This is a genomic window from Scytonema millei VB511283, from assembly GCF_000817735.3.
Taxonomy (GTDB): Bacteria; Cyanobacteriota; Cyanobacteriia; order Cyanobacteriales; family Chroococcidiopsidaceae; genus Chroococcidiopsis; species Chroococcidiopsis millei_B.
On record NZ_JTJC03000001.1, the window covers coordinates 198,712 to 216,737 of the forward strand.

An 18,026-nucleotide genomic window follows, 5' to 3' on the forward strand; every position below is an offset into this window, starting at 1 on the left:
TACTTGGTTTTAGATGAAAATAGCCTTTGTCGTGCAGGAATTTCCAGCTTTGTCTGAAACCTTTATCCTGAATCAAATTTCAGGTTTAATCGATCTAGGACATGAGGTAGATATTTATGCCGTTCAGCCGCGATCGCAAGATTCAAAAGTGCATCCAGATGTCGAAAAATATGACTTGCGATCGCGAACTTTTTATGCTGCTAAAATGCCTGATAATCGCTGGCAACAATGGTTGAAAGGATTGGGTTTGATCGCAACTAACTTCCCCAAAGCACCTCATGCGATCGCGCGATTGCTTTATTCTGAATCTGTCAAACAAGTCAGCCGACTCACGCTGATTTATGAGTTAACTCCTTGGCTAAGACGCAGTAGATCGTATGATATCATTCACTGCCATTTTGGGATGAATGGTGTGAAAGCATCTGTATTAAAAGAAATTGGGGCAATTCAAGGTCGATTAATTACCGTATTTCACGGATTTGATATTACCATTTATCTTCAGCAAGTCGGCGATCGCGTTTACGATCGCTTGCTATCGACCGCAGATTTATTAATGCCAATTAGCAAGCTTTGGCAGCAAAAACTGATTGATTTAGGTGGCGACGAAAAGAAAATTGTCGTTCACCATATGGGAATTGATTGCGATCAATTTACCTTTAAACCGCGTCAATATAGCGATCGCGCAGTGCGGGTAATTACTATTGCGCGTCTGGTCGAAAAAAAAGGCGTAGAATATGGAATTCGTGCTGTAGCAAAACTAGCAAAAGATTTTCCCCAAATCGAATATCAAATAGTAGGAGACGGTTGCTCAAAAGACGAGTTACAAAGGCTAATTCAAGAACTTAAAGTAACCGATAAAGTGAAGCTATTAGGCTGGAAACAACAGCAAGAAATTACCGAACTTCTGTCTCAAGCTCACATCTATATGGCTCCCAGCGTGACAAGTAGAAATGGCGATCGAGAAGGTATTCCAGTTTCTTTAATGGAAGCAATGGCTTGCGGAATGCCAATTTTGAGTACCATGCATAGCGGCATTCCCGAACTCGTCGAACATGGCAAATCGGGATTTTTAGTACCAGAACGAGATGCGGATGCTTTAGCTGAAAAATTGAGTTATCTGCTAGAAAACCCCGAAGTTTGGCAAGAAATGGGCGTAGCAGGTCGAGCCTGTGTGGAACAATACTACAATATCCAGCGACTTAACGGACAACTCGTCGATATCTATCAAAAACTATTAGGTGCTTGAGGACACAACATTTAGCTTTGCAGCAAGAGTAGTAAGAAAAACTTCTGAATCGCGATTAGATATAATTCACCCAGGAGAAAGCAGAGAAATAGCATGGCGGCGCTGACAAAGATTGTATAGGTTTTATCGGAACAAAGTAATAAAATACACAAAAAAAAATTTATGGCACTCGGACAACAAAGCTTCCTATTACCAGTTCCTACAGGCTCTCTACTCATACCTGAAACTGCACCAGCCGCTACCTCAGATAGAGACTTTCAGACAAATAGAGGACAAAAAAGCTATTCGGTACGCTTTTCTCTGATAATACCTACATATAACGAAGGAAAAAACATTCAGGCGATCGTCAGCATTCTCACGAATTTGCTCGATCCAGTTTTGCCAGAAGATTATGAATTAATCGTCGTTGACGATGATAGCCCGGATCGGACTTGGGAAATTGCTCAGCGTCTAATGGTAGAGTACCCCCAATTGCGGGTAATGCGACGAACTACAGAAAAGGGACTTTCTACAGCCGTGGTGCGCGGTTGGCAAGCAGCCAATGGAGAAATTTTAGGCGTAATTGATGGCGACCTACAACATCCACCACAAGTCTTGTTGAAACTCTTAGCTGCGATGAACGATGGTGCAGATTTAGCTGTAGCTAGTCGTCACATTGAAGGTGGGGGAGTGAGTAGCTGGAGCGCGGTACGTCGCTTTTTGTCAAGAGGCGCACAACTATTAGGCTTGGTCATCTTACCGCAAGTGGTGGGGCGCGTGTCTGACCCCATGAGCGGTTATTTTATGATACAGCGACAAGCGATCGCTGGAGCAGCTCTCAGTCCTGTAGGCTACAAAATTTTGATTGAAGTCTTGGGACGAGGAGACATTAAAGAAATTGCCGAAGTTGGTTACGTTTTCCAAGAACGGCGCGAAGGCGAAAGCAAAGTTACGTGGAAGCAGTATGTAGACTATATCAAGCACTTGGTCGGACTGCGAGTTTCGCGAGGACGGATCGGCAGAATTCGGCAAAAAATTAATTTCCCGATTGGCAGATTTATCCGCTTCGGTGCGGTGGGTTTCAGCGGTGTATTTGTCGATATGGCAGTTTTATATCTCCTCCACGATCCGAGTGGTTTGGGATGGGGTTTGACGCGCAGTAAAGCGATCGCGGCGGAAGCTGCTATTATTAATAACTTTTTCTGGAACGATGCTTGGACGTTCAGCGATATGTCCCGACAGCAACGCGGTTGGCGCAAGCGGATCAAGCGGTTGTTAAAATTTAATATCGTCTGCTTGATGGGTTTGGTGTTGAATATCCTGCTGTTGAATGTCCTGTACAACACTTTGCACGTTCACTATCAAATCGCCAATCTTCTCGCGATCGCGATCGTCACGTTCTGGAACTTCTGGATTAACCTCAAACTCAGCTGGCGCGTCACCGAAAGCAGTGACTAGTGGCTAGTGGCTAGTGGCTAGTGGCTAGTGGCTAGTGACTAGTGATTAGTGGCTGGTGGCTAGTAAATTCCGACTTACGACTTACGACTTACGACTTACGACTTACGACTTACGACTTACGACTTACAACTTACCATGTCTCGCCCAATTTACTTAGATTGCCACTCGACTACGCCGCTAGATGAAAGAGTTTTGCAGGCGATGTTACCCTACTTTCGAGAGCATTTTGGTAATCCGTCGAGTAACAGCCACGTTTACGGCTGGGAAGCAGAAGCGGCGGTGAGACAAGCAAGGGAAATATTGGCAGATGCGATCGCGGCTACGCCAGAGGAAATTGTCTTTACGAGTGGAGCGACGGAAGCAAATAATTTAGCTATTAAAGGGGTGGCTGAGGCTTATTTTCAGAAAGGACGGCACATTATTACGCTGGCGACAGAGCATAATGCTGTTATCGACCCTAGCGAATATTTGCGATCGCTCGGTTTTGAGGTGACGTTTTTACCCGTGCAAATCGACGGGTTAATCGATCTAGAAGAATTAGCACAAGCATTCCGTCCCGATACGATTTTAGTCTCGGTGATGGCAGCAAATAACGAAATTGGTGTATTGCAACCGTTAGCAGAGATTGGCAAAATGTGCCGCGATCGCCAAGTTTTATTTCATACTGATGCTGCACAGGCGATTGGTAAAATTCCACTCGACGTGCAGGCGATGCAGATCGATTTAATGTCGCTGACGGCGCACAAAGTGCATGGACCAAAAGGGATTGGTGCTTTGTACGTGCGAAGGCGCAATCCTAGAGTCCAACTAGCACCACAGCTACACGGCGGCGGACAAGAACGGGGAATGCGTTCTGGGACTTTGTATACGCCGCAGATTGTTGGTTTTGGTGAAGCAGTCGCGATCGCCTTGGCAGAACGGGAGACAGAGGCAAAGCGCCAAATGCAACTACGCGATCGGCTGTGGCAAAAGTTGAGCCAATTAGACGGGGTGTATTTAAATGGACATCCCAGCCAAAGGTTGCCTGGTAATTTGAACGTTAGCATCGAGGGTGTTGACGGCACGGCGCTGCATTTGGGCTTACAACCTGTTGTAGCGGTGTCCTCCGGTGCGGCTTGTTCTTCTGCCAAAACAGCCTCGTCTCACGTTTTACTAGCCTTGGGGCGCTCGGAACAGCTAGCTTATGCCTCAATTCGATTTGGGATTGGGCGGTTTAATACGATAGAGGAGATCGATCGCGTGGCAGAACACGTTGTGGCGACAATCTCCAGCTTGCGACGGCAAAAACAGTTAACAGTTGTCAGTGACTAGTGGCTAGTGGCTGGTGGTTAGCAACCAACAACTAATAACTAATGACCAATGACCGCTAAAACAGCTTTTTCACTCCGTCGTGATAGTCTAACTTGGCGTATGCGCCGTTTTTAGCTTGAGCGATCGAAAAGAGTTGCCAAAAAGGGTTTTGAGATTTCAGCACCGACGAATTTGCATAGGCAGCTTTGGCTAAATCGTAGACCTTCTGAGGTTCCATAGCACGATTCACAAACAAAGCAGAAAAAGTAGCAGCGGTATTTACGGCTTGTTTTTGCCAAGGGTAGGTATTGCCAGGAACGGTTGCAGGTAAATACAAAGGCGATTTAGTTTTGGGAAATATTGCTTCTGGTTTGAGTGATTGGACGTTAATCGATAACAATTTCAGGTTCTTCCCCTGCTGAGCAGTAATCTTTTTCAATAACGGCGCACCCATACCAGCAGTATAGAAAGCGGCATCGAGTTCCCCAGATATAACTTGGGCGATCGCATCTGCAACTTCTGCGGTCACGAGATTCTCTTGAGTAACATCCAGATCGTGCAGTTGATAGAGTAAAATTGCACTGACGTAAGTGCCTGAGTTTTCGGGACCAACTCCCACATTTTTACCAGCTAAATCTGTAAATTTATCGATTTTAGCCGTAGAGTTGACTATTAAGTGTACGTCTTCGTTGGTGACTGGAGCGAATACCTTAACATTATCTGCCAGTCGTGAAAGGCTTTCGTCAGATAAACTTTGCAAAAATGTGAGTACGTCTTGCTGAGCAAATGCTAAGTCAGCGCGGCCGCTGCCTAACTGTTGCAGGTTTTGGAAAGAGCCAGGAGACTCTCGAACGTCGAGTTTAAATCCAGAATCTTTGAGACTAGCAGCTAGTTCAGTAGCAGCTTGGTAATAAAGGCTATCTTTTCTAGCGGTGAGAACTGTTATACTTTCTTGGGCGATCGCGGCATCTTTCAGCAGTGGTTGCCCTAGTCCTAATATCAAAGCTGTCAAGACTAATAACAATAAGAATAATCTTTTACTCATAGATAGATGTTTTCCATCTAGGAAATGCTAACTAACTTAACAAAATAGATGAAAGAGAAAAAAAAGACAAGTCGCAGGCGATAATTAACTTTCAAACACAATACAGTTTGAAAAATGGGAATGGATAGCGGACGACCTATCGGTGTAGATTTGTTTGCAGGTGTTGGTGGGATGACGCTTGGTTTTGAGCAAGCAGGTTTTGATGTCCTGGCATCTGTGGAAATCGATCCGATCCATTGTGCAACCCATCAGTTTAATTTTCCATTTTGCTCGATTTTATGTAAGAGCGCGATCGATACTACAGGTGCAGAAATTAGAAATCGTTCGACAATAGGCGATCGCGATATTGATGTTGTCTTTGGCGGTTCACCCTGTCAGGGATTTTCGTTAATTGGCAAACGCACTTTGGACGATCCACGCAATGCGTTGGTACATCACTTTTTGCGATTGGTACTAGAGTTAAATCCAAAATATTTCGTGTTTGAAAATGTACCAGGATTAACTATTGGCAATCATCGGCAATTTCTTTCAGAATTAATTACAGCTTTTAGCGCTGGTGGGTACGAAGTCAAAACAGATTATCGGGTTTTAAATGCGGCAAACTATGGCGTACCTCAAGATCGAGCCAGATTATTTCTGCTTGGCTGTCGTTACGGTTTACCTCTGCCCGAATATCCTCAACCGATAACAAAACCCTCGCTCTCTCGTAAATCAAAATATATTTTAATTTTACCTCATTTAAAACCAACTCCCACAATTTGGGATGCACTATGCGACCTCCCAGTAGTAGAAATGTATCCAGAATTACTGCGACAAGATTGGGCAATCGTTGAATACGACAAACCCAGTCATTATAGTAGTAAAATGCGCGGTATTTTTGCTAACAATGATAACTACGCTGGCGATCGCTATTTCGAGCCGTGCTTATTAACTTCTAGTTTGAGAACTCGTCACGGTGACAGTTCTATTGCTAGATTTGCTACTACCAATTGGGGGGAAGTAGAGCCAATCAGCCACTTTTATAAACTTGCTCCTGAAGGTATTTGCAATACTTTGAGAGCTGGGACGGCGAGTAATTTGGGTGCTTTTACTTCACCCCGTCCGATTCATCCTTATAAGCCTAGATGTATTACTGTTAGGGAAGCCGCCCGATTGCATTCTTATCCCGACTGGTTTCGATTTCATCAGACAAAATGGCACGGTTTTCGCCAGGTAGGAAATTCTGTACCACCACTTTTAGCTCAGGCAATTGCCAGAGAAATTATCCGTGTTTTAGGAGTAGTACCAGTCAAACCAAAAGAAACACAACAGATGGGAAGCGATCGCCTACTTCAACTCAATATGACTCAAGCAGCGCGAATCTATGGTGTAGCGGCAAATGCGATCGCGCCAAGGTTAAGACAGAAGCGAAGAGAATGAGTGTCGTTTTCGGTATTGTTGACTAGAGTTGGTAGGCTATTTGTTTCTCGCTAGCCGAGAGTTATGGGCGATCGCGCCAGTCAAAAACTTTAAATTAAAAAAACTTTAAATAATGTCTCAGAATTCTGATAAAACTTAAAACAGAGGTGACTGAGAGCATACGTGATGGTGGCAGCAGCAGACTACCGAGAGATTGACATTGCCCCATTAATCGACCATACCTTGCTGATCCCGACGGCAACGCCCGCCCAGGTAGAACAGTGGTGTATGGAAGCAGACAGATTTGGATTTGCCGCAGTTTGTATCAACCCCGTCTACGTGCGGCAAGCAGCAGAATTGCTCCACGGCAAAAAACCAAAAGTTTGCACGGTGATTGGCTTTCCTACTGGAGCCACGACATCAGCGGTGAAGCTGTACGAAGCGCAAGAAGCAGCCGACAGCGGGGCGACTGAATTAGATGTCGTCATCAATTTAGGCTGGCTTAAAGCTGAGAAAATAGAAGCACTGCACCGAGAAATAGCCGAGATTTGCGCAGAAACGGGGCAAACAGTCAAAGTTATTTTAGAAACCACCCTTCTGACAGAGGCAGAAAAACGACTTGCCGCAGATATATGTATGGATGCGGGAGCAGCGTTTCTCAAAACAAGTACGGGATGGAATGGGGGTGCAACAGTGGCAGACGTGCGCTTACTTAAAGAAATTGCTAAGGAACGAGTCGGTATTAAGGCATCGGGAGGAATTCGCACTATAGACCAGGCAATAGAGCTAATATTGGCAGGGGCGACGCGACTAGGTACATCTCGTAGCGTCGATCTACTCCGCCAGCGCGATAACCTGGAAAAAGAGACAAGCTTCGAGGAGCGAGGAGTGAGGAGTGAGGGGTAAGTGGAATTAAATATAGACAAGTAGAATTATTACTGTTTCTCCGCCTCTGTTTCCCTAATTTTTTCCCTCGCTCCTCACCCCTCACTCCTTACCCCCTAATTTATGAGTCGTACCTACAAAGCCACTGGAATTAATTTAAAGAGTATGCCTTTGGGTGAGGCGGATCGGTTGCTGACGATTTTGACTCAGGAGTTTGGTTTGATCCGAGCTGTTGCGCCTGGGGTGAGAAAGCAAAATTCAAAGATTGGTGGTAGAAGTGGGTTGTTTGTCGTCAACGAATTGTTGATTGCTAAGGGGCGATCGCTCGATAAAATTACTCAAGCTGAAACCCTAGAGTCCTACCCCGCTCTGGGTCAAGACTTAGGTAAGCTAGCAGCTAGCCAGTATTTGGCAGAAATGGCGATGTGTCAAGCTTTGAGCGAACAACCCCAAACTGAATTGTTTTACTTGCTCAACGAGCATCTTAAACGCCTGGAACAATTGCCTAAATCTTCAGGATTTTCTATCTTGGCTCATCTATGCCATGCAGCGTTTCACCTGTTAGCTTTGGCAGGGGTTGCGCCCCAAGTTCAAGCTTGTTCTTTAACGGCAAATTCCCTGACTCCAGATTTTTCTACTCCTGACTGGCAAGTAGGATTTAGTACATCAGCAGGGGGAACGGTAAATTTGTCTGCTTGGGAAAATGCATCGGCTACAGGCAAAAATAGCGATCGAAACAAATCCATAAAACCTGATGATGTTACTAATACCAAGATTTTGCCATCTACGGGCAGAGTGGCAGAGGCGATCGGTACGGGTTATCGGGCGATCGCCCACAAGCAAGAGAAACTCGTACTCGATCGGCGGCTAAATGCCGCAGAACTAACTCTATTGCAACATCTGTCTCAGGCTAATCTACCTGCGATCGCTGATTTGCATCACCATGATTGGTTATCCATCGAACGCATTTTGCGTCAGTACGTACAGTATCACTTCGGTCGCCCAATTCGGTCAGCTGCCCTAATCGATAGTTATTTCGCTTCCCTGCCGAGTCCTTTAACAGAAAATCATGCAACCGTTTGATTTAGATACAAGAAATATCAAGCCATCCTCTGCTGAGGCTAATTCCCTCAGAAGTCCCATTGGAGGTCACGCTGCTAATTCGCGGTCTACGCCATCTACGCCCAGATATTTATCTAGTAAAAAGCAAATAAATCAAAATTCTGTAGCTGAAAATACAAATTTCCCAGAAAAAACCAACACTCAAGAAAACAGTGAATTGTATATGAGAGAGGCAGATGACAAGCTGCCAAAAATAGAGCAGTTAAATGAAACTGTTAGAAATGGCGTAGTTACAAAAACGCTAGAAAGTAAGGATAGCGCGATTGCCACGGAGTTGGGTGGCTCAAACGGCAGTTCTCAAGTGCATGGAGACGAGCCACCATCTGAAGAGCCACAAGGATTTTTGCCCGTTTTGCGCAACCGCAATTTTCTCTCTTTATGGAGCGGTCAAGTCTTTTCTCAACTCGCTGATAAAGTTTATTTAGTGATGACGATCGCGATCGTTTCCAGCCGCTTTCAAGCCAGCGATCAAAGTATCAGCGGCTGGGTTTCGGCGATTATGATGGCTTTTACCATCCCCGCAGTCTTATTTGGCTCAGTTGCAGGGGTATTTGTCGATCGATGGTCGAAAAAGATTGTACTCGTAGTGACAAACTTGCTACGGGGCGTTTTTGTGTTGTCAGTCCCATTTCTGTTGTGGTTCACGCAAGACTGGCATTCAATTTTTAATTTGCCCGTAGGCTTTGCGATTCTTTTAGGATTATCGTTTGCGATCTCGACACTGACACAGTTCTTTGCTCCAGCCGAACAAGCAGCGATTCCGTTAGTCGTGGAGCGAAGACACTTACTATCAGCTAACTCGCTTTACACCACGACAATGATGGCTTTGGTGGTTGTGGGATTTGCGGTAGGAGAACCGTTACTGGCGATCGCCGATACAATTACCGATCGTATTGGTGTCGGTACGGGTATGGGTAAGGAAATCGTTGTTGGCGGGAGTTACGCGATTGCCGGACTGATTTTATTTCTCCTCAAAACTGGCGAAAGTCTGCCCGATAGCGATCGAGAACCGCCTCACGTTTTGCAAGACTTGCGCGATGGACTGAGCTATCTGAGGCACAATCGCCGCGTCCGCAATGCTCTCCTCCAGCTAATCATTTTATTTTCGATCTTTGCAGCTTTAACCGTGCTTGCCGTGCGGCTAGCAGAAGTCATTCCAGGGTTAAAATCTTCTCAGTTTGGCTTTCTGTTAGCGGCTGGCGGCGTTGGAATTGCCTCTGGTGCAACTCTCCTCGGTCAATTCGGTCAACGCTTTTCCCACGCTCAGTTAAGTTTGTGGGGTTCTGTGGGCGTAGCAGCCTCCTTAGTCGGTCTATCGATGTTCTCCCAACAACTGTGGTTTGCTTTAGCATTGATTGCGCTGCTAGGGGCTTGTGCTGCCTTAGTAGCGATCCCCATGCAGACCACAATTCAAAAAGAGACTCCGCCTGACATGCATGGTAAAGTCTTTGGTCTCCAAAATAATGCCATTAATATTGCTTTGTCTCTACCCCTAGCACTGGCTGGTTTAGCCGAGACATTAATTGGTTTACAGGCAGTTTTTCTAAGTTTAGCCGTAATCGCGATCGCAGGAGGTCTCTTAACCTGGTATATTTGCCGTACAGAGACCCAGATTGTTAGTTAGTTATTATCAACGAGAGGCTTTGGGGGGAATTAAGGGAGTAGGGAGCAGGGAGCAGGGAGCAGGGGAAAGAGAGAGTCGCGGAGCTGAGGGAACTGAGGGAGCTGAGGGAGAGAATTGACTCACCACGCACCACACCCACACCCCACACCCTACACCCTACACCCTACACCCCACACCCCACACCCGACTCCCTAAGTCTCTTACTAGATCGGAAAATCGAGCCGCAACCGAATGCATATTGCCTGGATTGGAAAAAAATCACCCTTTTGTGGCAATGTTACTTACAGTCGAGAAGTTACTAATGCCTTGCTAGACCGAGGAAATCAGGTTAGTTTTCTTCACTTCGCTCAAGAAGAAGAAGAAGCTAAGCGGGATAATTGGCCCGACTGCCCAGAAGTCCCTCTACCTTTCCTCTATAAGTCTCAAGTCTATACAATCCCGACTTTAGGGGCAACAAAGGTTTTAACTCAGTCGCTACGGGAGTTAAAACCAGATTTAGTTCATGCATCTTTAACGCTATCTCCCCTAGATTTCATCCTGCCAGAGATTTGCGAGGAGCTGAACCTGCCTCTTATTGCAACTTTCCACACTCCCTATGCTGGTAAAGGGGCAAAACTCGTATCGGGTACTCAATTGCTGGCATATCAACTGTATGCTCCATTTTTAATCAACTACGATCGCGTTATCGTCTTTTCGGAAGTCCAGCGAGAGTTGTTTGCCAAAATGGGTTTGACTGCTGACAAAGTAGCAGTGATCCCCAACGGCGTAGACGTACAGAAATATAGTCCTGGGACTTCACGTATCAAGCAAGAATTCCACGCCGAACGACTATTCGTCTATCAAGGTCGAATTGCTGCGGAAAAAAATATCGAAGCATTGCTTCGCGCCTGGAAGCAAGCGGATATGAAACCTAGTAGTAAATTGCTCATGGTAGGTGATGGTCCCCTTACCGCTTCTTTGCGACCTTTCTACAGCGCAGAATTTGGTATTTACTGGCTGGGATATATTGCTGATGAAAATCGACGGTTGGAGATTTTGCGTGGTAGCGATGTGTTTGTTTTGCCGTCTTTGGTAGAGGGATTGTCAATTTCTTTGTTAGAGGCAATGGCTTGTGGTCTGGCATGTTTAGCTACAAATGTGGGTGCAGATGGGGAAGTGTTAGAAAATGGCGCTGGTGTAGTTCTCACTCCCAGGCGCGTCACGTCACAACTATCAACTCTGCTACCTTTGTTTCAAGATCATCCAGAACTTACCATCTTACTAGGGCAAAAAGCGCGACAGCGAGTATTAGAGCGCTATACCCTGAGTCAGAATATCGATCGGCTAGAGCAGCTTTATGACAGCGTATTGTCACAACGGCAAAGTTCAAAAATTCTCAGTTCTAAGTTTCGCGCTCGACTATAGATAAATTGTAGAAGATAAATTGTAGAGGCGCTCCCGGGAACGCCTCTACAATTTATCTATTCAACCAACCAGCACTTAAAACTACTGTTAAACCTAAAAACGTTACTACCAATGCCCAAGTAACGCGGTTTAGCGTTGTTTCTGCACTTTTGGTACTGCTAAATAACTGTGCCTGACCGCCGATCGCACCGATCCCATCACCTTTGGGACTGTGCAGTAGTACCAAAACAATCAAACCCACGGCAGAAAATGCCCAGATAGCTTCAAGAACTGTAGTAACTGTCATAGTGCGAATTAGCTCAGATAGCGCAAAAAAAGTATAGCTTACTTGCTTACTTATTTAACTTTACCAGCCCATTCTGACAGGAGTACGGGAAGATTGAACTTCATACTTAGCTGGGGCAATTAAAGATTGACCAGTCATCTCTGCTGGTTGGGGAAGCTGCAAGATTTCTAGAATCGTCGGTGCGAGATCGGCAAGCTTGCCGTCACTCCTAAGCGCTACCTCTGTACCGTAGCCGGGTATCTTCGCTTTTTCGCCTTCAATCAGTATTAAAGGAACTGGATTTGTCGTATGTGCCGTCCAGGGATTACCACGTTCGTCTCGCATGTACTCGGCATTACCGTGATCGGCAGTAACTATAGCCGTGCCTCCTACTTGACCGATACTTTCCAATAAATGTCCCAAACAGCGATCGACAGTCTCAATTGCTTCAACAGTTGCTGGAATCTCGCCTGTATGACCCACCATATCGGGGTTGGCGTAGTTAATGACTACCAGAGAGTAAATTTGTTGCTTTATCGCGGCGATCGCTACATCTGTCACCGCTTCAGCTGACATGGCTGGCGCTTTGTCGTAGGTCGCTACCATCGGACTCATCACCATTTCCCGATCTTCACCTTCAAATGGGTCTTCTAAGCCGCCATTGAAGAAGTAAGTAACGTGGGCATATTTTTCTGTTTCTGCGGTGCGAAACTGCTTGAGTCCGTGTTGAGCAATGACTTCACCTAAAATGTTATTGAGATTCTGCGGCTCAAAAGCGATGGGGACGGAAAGTTCGGAGTCGTACTGCGTAAACGTGACAAATGATAAAGGCTCGATCTGCTGCCTTTCAAAGCCGTCAAAGTCTGGCTTGACGAAAGCATAAGTCAGTTGTCTGGCGCGATCGGGGCGAAAATTGTAAAAGAGTACGCCATCGCCTGGTTCTATCGCTCCCGGAGCGATCCGTGTAGGGATGACAAATTCATCAGTGACTCCCTCATCGTAGGAAGCTTGTAAGACCTCAACTGCCGATCGCCCGTCGCCTGCACCGTCTTGAGTCATCACATCGTAGGCACGTTTGACGCGATCCCAACGGCGATCGCGATCCATTGCATAGTAACGACCGCTGAGAGTGACGATCTGACCGACACCAATTAAATCTACGTGTTCTTGAATCTGTTTGAGAGCTTCTACGCCTTCTGTAGGTGTTGTATCACGTCCATCCGTAATTGCATGGATGCAGACCTGAGCGATCTTTTGTGCCTTTGCTAAGTCTAGCAATCCTAACAAGTGGCTTAAATGGGAGTGTACCCCACCTTCCGAGCATAAGCCGATTAGGTGCAGTTTACCATTTCTGTCTTTGACTTCTCGGCACAACTGAGCGATCGCTGCGTTTTGCCCAATTGAACCATCTTCGACCGCGTCTGTAATTCTGACTAATTCTTGCGGTACAACTCGCCCTGCACCAATATTCAGGTGTCCGACTTCCGAGTTGCCCATTTGACCCTCTGGCAACCCTACTGCTTTGCCTGAAGTGCGAATTAGAGTTCTGGGATAGACTGCCCAGAGGCTATCCATTACAGGAGTTTTTGCAGATGAAATCGCGTTACCGTCTGCTGCCTCGCGATAACCCCATCCGTCTAATATCACTAGCACCACGGGAGCAACAGGTGCTTGGGTCATACGATGTTACCCTTTACTTTTGTTAACTCAACCGTCATGATACCACTGCTGATTGTCTCTGCAAGGGTTTTTTTGCTGATTTTGTCATTTTCTCTACTATAACTTTCAGTTTTTCTACTGGGGATCGCTTCTGGGAGGGGCGAGGAGTGAGGAGTGAGTAATTTTAGATTTTAGATTTCAGATTTTAGATTGAACCTCCCCCTTGTCTTCCTTGTCTCCCTTGTCTTTTTTTCTAACCCCTACTCCCTTTCTTAGCGGCAGCTTTAGAGGCTTTGGCGGCTTTTTTAGCAGCTTTCTCGGCAGCAATCGCGGCTTGTCTTTCCTGTTCTCGTTCTTCTGCTAATTTATTTTGGTAGTAATGGTAATCTCCCAAATAAACTCGAAATTCTCCATCGCGGATTTCGATAATTTTGTTAGCGACTTGAGAGATGAAGTAGCGATCGTGAGAAACGATCAGTACCGTACCATCGTAATTTTGAATTGCTTCTTCCAGCATTTCTTTCGCTGGAATATCTAAATGATTTGTCGGCTCATCTAAAATCAATAAATTTGCCGGACGTAGCAGCATTTTTGCTAAAGCGAGACGGGCTTTTTCGCCTCCACTTAAGGCTGCAACTTTTTTAAATACCGTGTCGCCGCTGAATAAAAATCTTCCTAACAACGTGCGAACTTCTTCATTCGTCCAGTCGGGAACTTCATCATGGATCGTTTCCATGACGGTTTTGTTTAAATCTAAGGCTTCTGCTTGATTCTGCTCGAAATAGCTAGGAATCACGTTATGAGCGCCCAGTTCGACTACTCCTTCTGTCGGTTCCTCCATTCCCGTAATCAGACGCAGTAATGTAGATTTACCCGCACCATTGGGACCGAGAAAAGCAATGCGATCGCCTCTTTCTATTAAGAGGTTTCCACCTAAAAATAATATTTTGTCGTCGTATATATGGGTTAAATCTTGAATCTTCACCACTTCTCGTCCGCTACGAGGTGCGGGTGGAAAGCGAAAGTGCAGGGTTTTTAAATCTGATATCGGTGCTTCGACGCGCTCGATTTTATCTAATTGTTTCTCGCGGCTTTTTGCTTGCGTACTGCGAGTAGCACTAGCTCTAAACTTATCGACAAATGCTTGCTGTTTATCAAGCTCTTTCTGTTGCCGTTCGTAGGCACTTTGTTGGGCTTCCTTAGCTTCAAATTTTTGTTGTAAATAAATTGAATAGTTACCTAAGTATGTGGTGGAAACTCCTCTCTCAGTTTCGACAATTTGAGTGCAAAGGCGATCGAGAAATTCGCGATCGTGAGAAACAATTACCATCGGTGTAATTAACCCTTTCAGGTAATTTTCCAACCACTCAATAGTTTCTAAATCTAAATGGTTAGTCGGCTCGTCTAGAAGTAACAAATCGGGTTTTTGTAGTAAAATCTTGCCCAAACTCATCCGCATCTGCCAACCGCCACTAAAAGCGCTGACAAGGCGATCGCCATCTCCTAGTTCAAATCCCAGCTCTGGCAAGATTTTATCGATTTGCGCCTCCAGGCTGTAACCATCCAAAGCTTCAAACTGGCGCTGGAAGCGATCCATTTGTCGCAGGAGTTTATCTAATTCTTCGGGTGTTGCGGTTTCTAACTGATGTTGTACGTTTGTCAAACTTTCATGAACTTCGTTTGCCTCAACAAAGGCACGCCAGAACTCTTCCTTTACAGTACGAGTAGGATCGACTTCAAATTCTTGGGTCAAGTATGCTATGTGTAAACTAGCAGGACGAATCACCTCTCCGGTGGTTGGCTCAATCTCTCCAGCAATAATTTTCAGTTGGGTAGACTTGCCTGCTCCGTTGACACCTACTAAACCGATGCGATCGCCTGCTTTGACTTCCCAATTCACATCTTTCAGGACTTCACCAGTAGGATAAATTTTACTAATGTGTTCCAGTCGCAGCATTCAGTCTCTCCAAGGGCGATCGCTTCATCGACATCGTAACAAAATTTAATCGCAAGATGTAGGGGGCATTCTTCAAGACCGACAAAAGATTTGGAGAATCTTAATTTCTAGGTTGAAGTCACATAAGGTGACTAATATGATTGACGCGCAGTCCTCACACCTCTATATTGAATTATCTTCATTAGGCTGTTGGTACGCAAATTCGGTGCATCAAATTGATTCAAACAAGGAATAACAAATGAGCTTGTATGATGAGACAATTTCCAAAATTCTCCAACTGCCAGAACCGCTTGTTAAGGAAGTGAGCAATTTTGTAGATTCTTTGCGACTAGACCAAGATAGCACTCGCTCGGCTTTATGGATGCATTCTACCGAAGCCTTGAAAATTAGCACCTCAGATATTTCAGATTATTCCAAGCACCCAGAAGAGTACGAAGCACGCCTAGCGCGGGGAGAGATTCAACAGTAGTATTAGGCTGGCTGTATGGGGGGTGGGCGATCGCGCTTATCGGGCATTAGAGGAGGCGATCGTAATTCTCAGCAGAAAGTTAAAGAGTGCCATCAAAATTTAATAAACCTCATCGTGTGAGCCTAAAGTTAGTAGTAAGATTTCTTCACCCAACTCAGAGCTTTTTACAAACTCAAACAAGATGCGATTACTATAGTCAATTGAACAAGCCCATCTTCCTGCTAAATCTCCTTTGAGTTTATGAGTACGCAAACTAGGGTGAAATGGATCTTCCGCTAACTGCTGCAAGACTCGTTCGATTTGAGGAAGCATCTGTGGATTTTGGCGAACTAGACGTTTAACAGCGCGAGTGAATGCTGAACTTCAAACTAAACTTTTCAATCGTCCAGCTCCGCTAAGAAGTCTTTGACTGAACCACGCTTCACATTCCCCTGAGCATAGTCTTGTTCTGCTTCTGCGATTTCTTGTAAAAGTTGCTCCCGTCGTTGTTGTACGAGTCTTTTTTGCAGAATTTCTAGCAACATTGCTTGCTCATCGATTGATAAAGCTTCTACCGTTTCGATCGCCTGCTGAAACTTAGAGGTTTTGATTGTCATAGGTTCAGATTGTCTGTTGACTTTATTAAATCTATCCTAAAGTGTAATTTACAGCCTTCGCTTTTACTTCCAAGCGATCGCAATTCTCAGCAGAAAATTTATTGGTTTGAATAATAAACCTGTAGGGGCGCACAGCTGTGCGTCCCTACAAGATCTGTATTATTTCAAAATGTTTATCAAAATGTCCATTCGCGGTTTGGATCGTCTAGTGCTGCTCTTACCGAAGTTAAATTAGCAAGTTCTTTGAATGGGCTGGATTTAGCTATTTCTGTAATTGAATGTAAAGCTACTGCTAGTTGCTCGTTATTACCTGTTGTAATTGCGCGATCGACTACTTTAAATAAAGCCCGAAAATTTTCCGCTCGTTCGTCAAAAGAGCGATCGAGATATTCTATTAATACATCTCGCTGAGCATTGATTCTCGCGATCGTTTCTTGTTCCCAAGCTTCAATCTCACGACGCTTAGTTTGTTCTTGTTCGGCAATTATTTTGTACTCAGTATACGCTGAGACTACTTGCTGTAGAGACTCTAAGAGATTTACATTCTCTTTGAAGAAAGCTTTCTTGACTGGCATTTCTAATTACCTGAAATAGTAGAATACTTGGCTCGAATGGTAGCAGTAACAGGATTCAATTGTCCTTGTTCATCTAAAACAGGAGTTTTCATAATTTCTGCAAGTGCTTTTATCAGAAGTCCTAGCTGTTGAAACTTTTCAGTATCTCTATTTTTATCAAATGATGGTAATAAATCAAGTTCGTTAAGACTAAGAACAGCACGGTCATTAAGTAATTCGATTAAACCCTTTAACTCAGAAATTCTCTGTCTAACTTGTTGTAGAAAATCTTTTGCTGCGTCAATTTGAGCAATCGCGATATTTACATCAGCTTCGTACTTCCGTGCATTGGTTAAAGCTTTCTCACCCTCACCAGCAAGCACAAAACCGCCAATCAACACAGCGGGACCAACGGTAATACCACCCAACACAAGAGAACCAAGAGCCATTCCACCACCACCCGCCGCGAGTGAACCACCTCCTAACTAGGCTAGTGTTGCATTCCAAGCTGCCGCACCACTAAGTCCAGAGATAGCTGTTCCAGTACTTGCCACTCCTACTGAGGTAACAAGACTCATTGCACCGCCATATCCTGCTGTTGCTACTCCAACAGCCTTAGCTTCACCCACAAAGTAATGCTCGGCTTGCATGGTCGCCGTTTTGTACTCATCAAGCTGCTGAACTGAAATTCCTTCCAATCCTTCTAAAAACTCTTTATCACTCTGTTTTGCTTTGCCAATTTTTCGCTCAATAAAGTCAACAAAACGTCCAATTGTACGCACTATTACATCAATTTGAAGTTGCCCATACTCTTGCGCTAGGTCATTAGTAGCATTCCAGTCTATTTGCAATTGATTGACAGCTTCTTCACGTCGCTTTTGGGCGCGTTGACCGATTTCATTAGCTTCATTCATGCTGGTAACGCCTGAAATGCCTGCTCCTACACCAAATACGGCAGTCCCTAAAGCAACAGCACCTAATATTAGTGGAATCACAAAAGTCTCCGATTTTTAGTCATGTACAACTAGTAGGGGCCCACAGCTGTGCGCCCCTACAGATATGTTTCGCATACAGT

The 18,026-nt window shown here is 45.0% G+C and carries 18 protein-coding genes and 1 pseudogene; 10 read left to right on the forward strand and 9 right to left on the reverse strand.

Annotated elements, in window-relative coordinates; all coding sequences use genetic code 11:
- Positions 1 to 13: 13 nt before the first annotated feature.
- The 3 genes from QH73_RS00835 to QH73_RS00845 all read left to right on the forward strand — a co-directional run bounded on the left by QH73_RS00835 (position 14) and on the right by QH73_RS00845 (position 3,994).
- Complete coding sequence (locus QH73_RS00835; protein ID WP_039714861.1) at positions 14 to 1,246, forward strand: glycosyltransferase; 1,233 nt, start codon at positions 14 to 16, stop codon at positions 1,244 to 1,246.
- 162 nt (positions 1,247 to 1,408) lie between these two features.
- A complete protein-coding gene (locus tag QH73_RS00840; RefSeq protein ID WP_039714862.1) occupies positions 1,409 to 2,683 on the forward strand; it encodes a glycosyltransferase in 1,275 nt (424 codons plus the stop codon).
- A 135-nt stretch (positions 2,684 to 2,818) separates the two neighbouring features.
- A complete protein-coding gene (locus tag QH73_RS00845; RefSeq protein WP_039714863.1) occupies positions 2,819 to 3,994 on the forward strand; it encodes a cysteine desulfurase family protein in 1,176 nt (391 codons plus the stop codon).
- Positions 3,995 to 4,049: 55 nt separating this feature from the next.
- Here the strand turns inward: QH73_RS00845 and QH73_RS00850 are convergent, their stop codons facing one another.
- Positions 4,050 to 5,018: a TAXI family TRAP transporter solute-binding subunit gene (locus QH73_RS00850; protein ID WP_039714864.1), complete on the reverse strand. Its 969-nt coding sequence runs from the start codon at positions 5,016 to 5,018 to the stop codon at positions 4,050 to 4,052.
- A 120-nt stretch (positions 5,019 to 5,138) separates the two neighbouring features.
- Between QH73_RS00850 and QH73_RS00855 the strand changes: the two genes are divergently transcribed.
- The 6 genes from QH73_RS00855 to QH73_RS00875 all read left to right on the forward strand — a co-directional run bounded on the left by QH73_RS00855 (position 5,139) and on the right by QH73_RS00875 (position 11,451).
- The gene (locus QH73_RS00855; protein WP_039714865.1) at positions 5,139 to 6,437 is read left to right on the forward strand and encodes a DNA cytosine methyltransferase; all 1,299 of its coding nucleotides are present in this window, start codon (positions 5,139 to 5,141) and stop codon (positions 6,435 to 6,437) included.
- A gap of 165 nt (positions 6,438 to 6,602) precedes the next feature.
- Positions 6,603 to 7,322: a deoxyribose-phosphate aldolase gene (gene deoC / locus QH73_RS00860; protein ID WP_039714866.1), complete on the forward strand. Its 720-nt coding sequence runs from the start codon at positions 6,603 to 6,605 to the stop codon at positions 7,320 to 7,322.
- 102 nt (positions 7,323 to 7,424) lie between these two features.
- The gene (gene recO / locus QH73_RS00865) at positions 7,425 to 8,384 is read left to right on the forward strand and encodes a DNA repair protein RecO (RefSeq protein WP_039714867.1); all 960 of its coding nucleotides are present in this window, start codon (positions 7,425 to 7,427) and stop codon (positions 8,382 to 8,384) included.
- Positions 8,371 to 10,047: an MFS transporter gene (locus QH73_RS00870; protein ID WP_039714868.1), complete on the forward strand. Its 1,677-nt coding sequence runs from the start codon at positions 8,371 to 8,373 to the stop codon at positions 10,045 to 10,047. Before recO ends, QH73_RS00870 begins: the two co-directional genes overlap by 14 nt.
- The gene (locus QH73_RS28555; RefSeq protein ID WP_286194028.1) at positions 10,037 to 10,165 is read left to right on the forward strand and encodes a hypothetical protein; all 129 of its coding nucleotides are present in this window, start codon (positions 10,037 to 10,039) and stop codon (positions 10,163 to 10,165) included. Before QH73_RS00870 ends, QH73_RS28555 begins: the two co-directional genes overlap by 11 nt.
- 113 nt (positions 10,166 to 10,278) lie before the next feature.
- Complete coding sequence (locus QH73_RS00875; protein ID WP_039714869.1) at positions 10,279 to 11,451, forward strand: glycosyltransferase family 4 protein; 1,173 nt, start codon at positions 10,279 to 10,281, stop codon at positions 11,449 to 11,451.
- A 52-nt stretch (positions 11,452 to 11,503) separates the two neighbouring features.
- On the opposite strand, the gene secG is transcribed toward QH73_RS00875, so the two are convergent.
- The 3 genes from secG to QH73_RS00890 form a co-directional block, all read right to left on the reverse strand.
- Positions 11,504 to 11,737 (reverse strand): preprotein translocase subunit SecG, encoded by a 234-nt coding sequence (secG, locus tag QH73_RS00880; RefSeq protein ID WP_015152268.1) that lies wholly within the window; start codon positions 11,735 to 11,737, stop codon positions 11,504 to 11,506.
- A 60-nt stretch (positions 11,738 to 11,797) separates the two neighbouring features.
- On the reverse strand, positions 11,798 to 13,396 hold the full coding sequence (gene gpmI, locus QH73_RS00885) for a 2,3-bisphosphoglycerate-independent phosphoglycerate mutase (RefSeq protein WP_039714870.1): 1,599 nt from the start codon (positions 13,394 to 13,396) through the stop codon (positions 11,798 to 11,800).
- 232 nt (positions 13,397 to 13,628) lie between these two features.
- Positions 13,629 to 15,332, reverse strand: coding sequence for an ABC-F family ATP-binding cassette domain-containing protein (locus QH73_RS00890; RefSeq protein ID WP_039714871.1), 1,704 nt, complete (start codon positions 15,330 to 15,332; stop codon positions 13,629 to 13,631).
- Between the two features lie 238 nt (positions 15,333 to 15,570).
- Here QH73_RS00890 and QH73_RS00895 point away from each other — a divergent pair, with 238 nt between their 5' ends.
- The gene (locus tag QH73_RS00895; protein WP_039714872.1) at positions 15,571 to 15,801 is read left to right on the forward strand and encodes a hypothetical protein; all 231 of its coding nucleotides are present in this window, start codon (positions 15,571 to 15,573) and stop codon (positions 15,799 to 15,801) included.
- A 99-nt stretch (positions 15,802 to 15,900) separates the two neighbouring features.
- Here the strand turns inward: QH73_RS00895 and QH73_RS00900 are convergent.
- From QH73_RS00900 to QH73_RS27970, 5 genes and pseudogenes are all read right to left on the reverse strand, one after another.
- Positions 15,901 to 16,149: pseudogene (locus tag QH73_RS00900) on the reverse strand (type II toxin-antitoxin system RelE/ParE family toxin); the annotation flags it as partial.
- Positions 16,150 to 16,178: 29 nt separating this feature from the next.
- Positions 16,179 to 16,397 carry a hypothetical protein gene (locus QH73_RS00905; RefSeq protein WP_039714873.1) on the reverse strand — a complete coding sequence of 73 codons (219 nt, stop codon included), beginning with the start codon at positions 16,395 to 16,397 and terminating at the stop codon, positions 16,179 to 16,181.
- A 176-nt stretch (positions 16,398 to 16,573) separates the two neighbouring features.
- Positions 16,574 to 16,972 carry a hypothetical protein gene (locus tag QH73_RS00910; protein ID WP_039714874.1) on the reverse strand — a complete coding sequence of 133 codons (399 nt, stop codon included), beginning with the start codon at positions 16,970 to 16,972 and terminating at the stop codon, positions 16,574 to 16,576.
- Between the two features lie 2 nt (positions 16,973 to 16,974).
- The gene (locus QH73_RS27965) at positions 16,975 to 17,400 is read right to left on the reverse strand and encodes a hypothetical protein (RefSeq protein WP_236146864.1); all 426 of its coding nucleotides are present in this window, start codon (positions 17,398 to 17,400) and stop codon (positions 16,975 to 16,977) included.
- A gap of 36 nt (positions 17,401 to 17,436) precedes the next feature.
- On the reverse strand, positions 17,437 to 17,946 hold the full coding sequence (locus QH73_RS27970; protein WP_236146865.1) for a hypothetical protein: 510 nt from the start codon (positions 17,944 to 17,946) through the stop codon (positions 17,437 to 17,439).
- Positions 17,947 to 18,026: the final 80 nt, after the last annotated feature.